Annotated in this window: 6 protein-coding genes; 2 read left to right on the plus strand and 4 right to left on the minus strand. The window is 65.8% G+C overall.

What is annotated here, in order from left to right:
* Positions 1-13 precede the first annotated feature (13 nt).
* Genes ACNPNP_RS01880 through ACNPNP_RS01895 form a run of 4 tightly spaced genes read right to left on the minus strand, consistent with a single transcriptional unit; the run spans position 14 to position 4,435 of the window.
* Positions 14-907, minus strand: a complete 894-nt coding sequence (locus ACNPNP_RS01880) for a carbohydrate ABC transporter permease (protein ID WP_234001316.1) — start codon at positions 905-907, stop codon at positions 14-16.
* Positions 904-1,854 (minus strand): carbohydrate ABC transporter permease, encoded by a 951-nt coding sequence (locus tag ACNPNP_RS01885; RefSeq protein ID WP_448964371.1) that lies wholly within the window; start codon positions 1,852-1,854, stop codon positions 904-906. The genes ACNPNP_RS01880 and ACNPNP_RS01885 overlap by 4 nt, the downstream gene beginning before the upstream one ends.
* Positions 1,855-1,856: 2 nt before the next feature.
* Positions 1,857-3,170, minus strand: a complete 1,314-nt coding sequence (locus ACNPNP_RS01890) for an ABC transporter substrate-binding protein (protein WP_448964372.1) — start codon at positions 3,168-3,170, stop codon at positions 1,857-1,859.
* A gap of 44 nt (positions 3,171-3,214) precedes the next feature.
* Complete coding sequence (locus ACNPNP_RS01895) at positions 3,215-4,435, minus strand: aminotransferase class V-fold PLP-dependent enzyme (RefSeq protein ID WP_448964373.1); 1,221 nt, start codon at positions 4,433-4,435, stop codon at positions 3,215-3,217.
* Between ACNPNP_RS01895 and ACNPNP_RS01900 the strand changes: the two genes are divergently transcribed.
* Complete coding sequence (locus tag ACNPNP_RS01900) at positions 4,430-5,317, plus strand: FadR/GntR family transcriptional regulator (RefSeq protein WP_448964374.1); 888 nt, start codon at positions 4,430-4,432, stop codon at positions 5,315-5,317. The two genes, ACNPNP_RS01895 and ACNPNP_RS01900, sit on opposite strands and share 6 nt — an antisense overlap.
* A gap of 33 nt (positions 5,318-5,350) precedes the next feature.
* Positions 5,351-6,364, plus strand: coding sequence for an aldo/keto reductase family protein (locus ACNPNP_RS01905; RefSeq protein WP_448964375.1), 1,014 nt, complete (start codon positions 5,351-5,353; stop codon positions 6,362-6,364).
* Positions 6,365-6,424: the final 60 nt, after the last annotated feature.

Genomic DNA, 6,424 nt, shown 5'->3' on the forward strand with positions numbered 1-6,424 from the left:
CCCCCCCCGACACTCACTCCTTCACGGCGCCGGCCGTCAGGCCCTGCACGATCCACTTGCTCGCGAGGGCGAACAGCACCATCGTCGGCAGGATCGTGACGACGGCGGCCGCCGACATCGAACCCCAGTCGACGTTGAACGTCGAGATGAAGCCGTTCAGCGCGGCGGGGACGGTGCGATTCTCTTCGGAGTGCATGAGCACGACCGAGAGGAACAGCTCGTTCCAGCAGTTCACGAAGTTGAAGATGAACGCCGCGATGATGCCGGGGGTCATGACCGGTACGAGCACCCGGAACAGTGCACCGAGTCGCGAGCATCCGTCGATCATCGCCGCCTCCTCGAGCGCCACCGGGACGTTCTCGAAGAACCCGCGCAGCATCACGGTGGAGAACGGGATGCAGATCGCCACGTAGACGAGGATCAGTCCGAACTTGTTGTCGACGAGTCCGAGGTCGGCCATCATCGAGTACAGCGGACCGAGCGCGATGAACGCGGGGATCATCTGCGTGAGCAGGAACGCGATCAGCACCGCGCCCTTGCTGCGGAACTCGAAGCGCGCGATCACGAACGCGCTCAGCAGCGCGATGAACGTGCTCGTGGCACCGGCGACCAGCGCCACGATCGCGGAGTTCGCCAGGAACACCCCGAAGCTGCTCGTCTCGAACAGGTTGGCGTAGTTCTGCATCGACGGCTGACTCGGCCAGTACTCGATCGGGTACACGTTGACCGTGGCCGGGGCCTTGAACGAGGTCAGCGCGATCCAGTACAGCGGGAACAGCGTGATCAGCAGCCAGACGGCGAGCCCGACGAAGCGCAGGATGCCGAGACCGGAGACCTTCTTCTTGGCACGTCCGATCGGCCGCTGTCGCGTGCCGGTCGGAAGGACCATCTGTGCGGTGGCGCTCATCGGTTCGCCCTCCTCATCGCCATCAGGTAGAAGGCGCAGAACACGAACAGGAACCCGACGACGATCAGGCCGATCGCGCTGGCGATGCCGTAGTTGCCCTGCTGGGTGTAGTTGATCATCCAGGTGGTGATGATGTGGGTCTGGTTCGCCGGCCCGCCCCTGGTCATCGCCCAGATGATGTCGGGGAAGTTGAAGATCCAGATCACGCGCAGCAGCACGGTCAGCATCAGCGTCATGCGGATGTACGGGATGATCACCGAGAACAGCTGACGCAGCTTTCCCGCGCCGTCGAGGCTCGCGGCCTCGAGCATCTCGTCCGGCACGGACTGGAGAGCCGCGAGGATCATGATCGCGAAGAAGGTCACGCCGTACCAGATGTTCGCCACGATCACGGCGATCATCGCGAGTTTCGGATCGGCCAACCACGGCAGCGGAGCGTCGATCAGCCCCGTCTTCATGAGCAGATCGTTGATGACGCCGAACTCCGCGTTGAACATCCAGCGGAACAGCATCCCGATCAGGAAGCCGGACACGGCCCACGGGAAGAACACGAGCGCCTGGTACACGCCGCGGAAGCGGAAGCGGGTGCGAAGGGCCAGAGCGATCAGGAAGCCGATCACGAACTGCGGCACCAGCGACCCGACGACCCAGAGCACCGAGTTCCATGCGACCTGCGGGAACACCGGATCGCTGAAGATGCGGGTGAAGTTGTCGAATCCGACGAACGGGGTCGAGGTGAGGTCCCACAGGTTCCAGTCGTGGAACGCCATGCGGATGCCCTGCAGCATCGGGTAGTACGTGAACCAGCAGACGAAGAGGATGGCGGGGGCGAGGAAGGCGAGGATCGTCCACGCATGGCGACTGCGGAAGACCTTCTTCCCCGGCCGCGCCGGGGCGGCCCCACCGGATTCACCGGTGGAGCGCCCCGAACGCGTCAGCAAGGTCATGATCAGCCCTCTTCGGAGGCGTACTTCTCGACCCAGTACGCATCCCACGACTCGAGCAGCTCGGCCGTGGTCATGTTGCCCAGCAGCACGTTCTGCACGTCCTGGTCGGACTTCTGGATCCACTCGGTCCACCAGCTGACGCCACGCGGCTGCTGCACGTTGACGTAAGTGTCCGGGTTCTCGGTCATGGTCACGTAGCTCGTCCACGGCCCCGTCGAGTAGAACTCGTCGTCGGATGCGGCGGCGATGATCGGCACGAGGCTGTTCGCCTGCGCGAACTCGGTGGCGGGCTCGGCGGAGGAGAGGAACTCGACGAGCTTCACCGCTTCCTCCTTGTGCGCGCCGGCCTCGGCGACACCCCAGCCGGCGACGGCGAGCGGCTGAGCCGCCTTGCCGTCAGGGCCGGTCAGCAGCGGTGCCGTGTCCCACTGATCCTCGGTGAGGTTCGAGTCCTGCACGGTGGCGATGACCTCTGGGTCCTGCAGCAGGAACGCGGTCGAGCCGTTCGTGAAGCCGGCGACCATCTCGGGATAGCCCCACGAGACCGCGGAGGGCGGCGAGCCCTGCTCGAAGAGGTCGAAGTACGTGTCAACGGCATCCTGCGCTTCGGGTGCCGCGAAGATCGTCGAGCCGTCCTCGAGGAGGAAGGCGTTGCTCGGATCGAGGTCGTCGACGAGGTAGGCCTCGATGGCGGCGACGACGTTCGTGTTGCCGTTCTGTCCGCCGCGGAACGCGTAGCCGTAGGTGTTGTTCGCCGGGTCCTGGATGGCGGAGGCCTGTTCGAGGAGCTCCTCCCAGCTGGTGGGCGGCCCGTCGAAACCGGCCTCCTCGACGAGGTCGGTGCGGTAGAACAGCGAGAGGCCGTAGAAGCCGTAGGGGACGAAGTAGCTCTCGCCGTCGCCCTCGGCGGCGGCCTTCGCGTTGCCGGTCAGGGCATCCCAGCCGTCCCAGCTCTTGAGGTCGTCGGTCATGTCGTACAGCCAGCCGTTGTTCGAGAACGGGCCGACGGTGATGTCGCGCACCTCGAGCACGTCGACGCCGGAGCCGGACTGCAGCATCTGCTGGATGGTCTGGTCGGCCTGCTCGGTCGGCGGCGAGACCAGCTTGACCGTGACGCCGGGGTTCTCCGCCTCGAAGTCGTCGAGCAGCCCGCGCAGCAGCTCGGTGCGCGCGGGGTTGGTGAGGCTCTCGACCATCTGCAGCTCGACGTCGCCGCCCTCGGCGGAGGAATCGGAGCCGCCGCCGGAGCATGCGGTGAGAGCCAGCAGGGCGACTGTGCCCACGCCGGCGATCGTCGTCAGACGAGTGCGCTTCATGACGTACCTCTTTCGTGTGTGGTGGTGCTTCTCGGGGATTCGGATCAGGATGCCGCGGCCTCGGCCGCGCGGAGGATCTCGGGGACGCAGCGTTCGATGAACGCCTCGAAGTCGCTCACCTCGGTGTAGAGGTGCACGGAGAGCCGGTAGTAGCCGCGGCCCTCGAAGCTCGTGAACGCCGTCTCGACGCCGACGCGGTCGAACAGCGTCATTCGCAGATCATCGGCCTCTTCGCGGGTCTTGCCGAGGCCGTCGGGGAGGCGGATGAGACGCATGGACGGTACAGCCGACGGCAGGCTCACCCTGGCATCGTCTTCAACGTACGGCTGCAGAGCCGCAGCGATGCGTTCGGCGCCTTCATCGGCCATCTCGTGCATCGTGCGTCGCGTCTTCTCCCAGCCGTACTCACGCTCGATGAAATCGATCGCGGTCGGCGTGCTGAGGTACGCGGTCGCGTCGATGGTTCCCTGCGTGTCGAAGCGCGCGGGGAAGGGTTCCGACGCGCCCCAGGAATCGATCAGGGGCCAGAGTTGCTCGCGGTCACGGTCCTGCGTCACGAGGAGAGCCGAACCTCTCGGGGCGCACGGCCATTTGTGCATGTTGCCGAACCACCAGTCGCCGCCGCCCTCGATTGCTGCATCGGGGACGAGCCCGGGGGCATGGGCCCCGTCGACGAGCACTCGCACGCCGTGCTCGCGCGCGAGTGCGGCGATGCGAAGAGTCGGGAGGCGGCGGGCTGTCGGGGACGTGATCTGATCGACGATCACGAGACGAGTGCTGTCGTTCAGAGCAGCGCGAAAGCGATCGACGACCTCGTCCTCTTCGGCGAGCAGGGGGATGTGCACGGTGCGCACACGAGCACCGAAGCGATCGGCGAGGCGCGCGGCGCCCATCGTGACGGCCCCGTATCCATGATCGGTCGTGAGGATCTCGTCTCCCGCTTCGAGGCGGAGGCTGTTGTAGACGACGGTCGCGGCTGCGGAGGCGTTCGGTACGAATGCCGTGTGCTCAGCGCGGGCTCCGACGAAGGGTGCGACCCGCTCACGCGCCGCGGCTACCCGCTCGGCGATTCGAGGGAACCATCCGACAGGGCTGAGGTCGGCCTGAGCGCGGAGAGCGTTCTGGTGGTGGACGACCTCCGTTGGCACGGCGCCGAAGGATCCGTGGTTGAGATGGACGATCTCGGGGTCGAGCGGCCAGGCGTCGCGTGCGAGCGTCCCGGTGCGCAGCTGAACGGATGCGCGGGGAGTCGACAGCTCGTGCATGAAGCCCTCGTTTTCGTTGAGGTGGGTAACTTGTTGCACAACATTGCCATATTTTCTACGAAATGGAACCCCTGGGGCTTATATTTGGCAAAGTCGTTATACAACTTGGCCGTGAGGGTTCGCGAGCGGCAGACTCGGCTTACCGCCGCAGGACGAGGAGATCGCCGCATGGGAGCACTGGACACCGCCTTGCACGGGCTGCGTGCCCTGATCGCGGACGGCATGCTCAAACCCGGTGACAGACTCCCCAGTGAGGGTGAGCTCTGCGAACAGCTCGGGGTGTCACGAGGGTCTTTGCGGGAGGCGATTCGCATGCTCGCGGCTCTGGGGGTGCTGGACACCAGACACGGTTCTGGAAGCTATGTCAGCGACCTGCACGCTGCGGATCTCATCACAGTGCTGTCGTTGACTGTGGGGTTGCTTCCGATGGACGGCGTGCTCGAGTTGATCGAGCTGCGTCGCGCACTGGAATCGCACTCTGCCGCGCTCGCTGCCGCGCGCGTCGATGCGGCCACCGTCGCCGAGTTGGACGTGCTCCTCGACAGCATCGAGGCGAGTGCGGATTTCGACGAGCACTCACGACTCGATCACCAGTTCCACATGACCATCGCGACCGTGGCCGGCAACGCCGCCCTGACGAGTCTGGTCGGCGTTCTCCGGTCGCGATCGCGGGAGTTCCGAATCGAAGATCCACATGACGCGACCCAGCTCAAGATCCAATCCGACGCCGGGCATCGAGCGATCCTTCGCGGGCTGGCAGCCAAGGATCCGATCGCCGCATCGGCGGCGGCAGCAGCGCATGTGGCGCAGACCGAGTACTGGCTCCGCAAACTGCAGCCGCCGCAAGGCGGCTCTGAGAGCACAGGTGTTGCGGCATCCTGACCCACTGCATGATTCAGCCGCTAGCGTTGAGACATGGTCAACTATCGCTATCTCGGCAACAGCGGTCTCAAGGTCTCTGAGATCACCTACGGCAACTGGGTCACTCACGCATCGCAGGTCGGCGACGACGCCGCGGTGAAGACCGTGCACGCGGCACTGGATGCCGGCATCACGACGTTCGACACCGCGGACACCTACGCGAACACCGCCGCGGAGGTCGTGCTCGGCAAGGCGCTCGAGGGTCAGCGCCGCGAAGGGCTCGAGATCTTCACGAAGGTCTACTTCCCGACCGGCCCCAAGGGCCCGAACGACACCGGGCTCTCCCGCAAGCACATCCTCGAGTCGATCAACGGATCGCTCGCGCGCCTCGGCACCGACTACGTCGACCTGTACCAGGCGCACCGCTTCGACTACGAGACGCCGCTGGAGGAGACGTTCCAGGCGTTCGCCGACGTCGTCCGGCAGGGCAAGGCGCTGTACATCGGCGTCAGCGAGTGGACGGCCGAGCAGCTGCGCGAGGGCCACGCTCTCGCCAAACAGCTCGGCGTGCAGCTCATCTCGAACCAGCCGCAGTACTCGATGCTGCACCGCGTGATCGAGGGCAAGGTCGTTCCGGCATCCGAAGAGCTCGGAATCTCGCAGATCGTCTGGTCGCCCATGGCGCAGGGCGTGCTCAGCGGCAAGTACCTGCCAGGGCAGCCAGTGCCGGACGGCTCACGCGCGACTGATCCGCACTCGGGTGCCGACTTCATCAAGGGCTTCCTGCGCGACGAGATCCTCACCGCGGTGCAGAAGCTGAAGCCGATCGCGGAGCAGGCCGGTATCTCGATGCCGCAGCTCGCGATCGCCTGGGTGCTGCAGAACAAGAACGTCGCGGCGGCGCTGGTCGGAGCATCTCGTCCTGAGCAGCTCGCCGAGACGGTCAAGGCATCCGGCGTGACCCTCGACGCCGACACGCTCGCCGCGATCGACGCCGCCCTCGGCGACACCGTCAACAGCGACCCGGAGGGCACGTACTCCGTCTCCCCGAAGTCGCGCCTGGTCTGAGCTCTGGCGCGCCGTCCGGCGACGCCCCCTGTTGTCGTCGAGGCCCTCTCGTATCCGCGT

This window comes from Microbacterium xerophyticum, assembly GCF_053543555.1.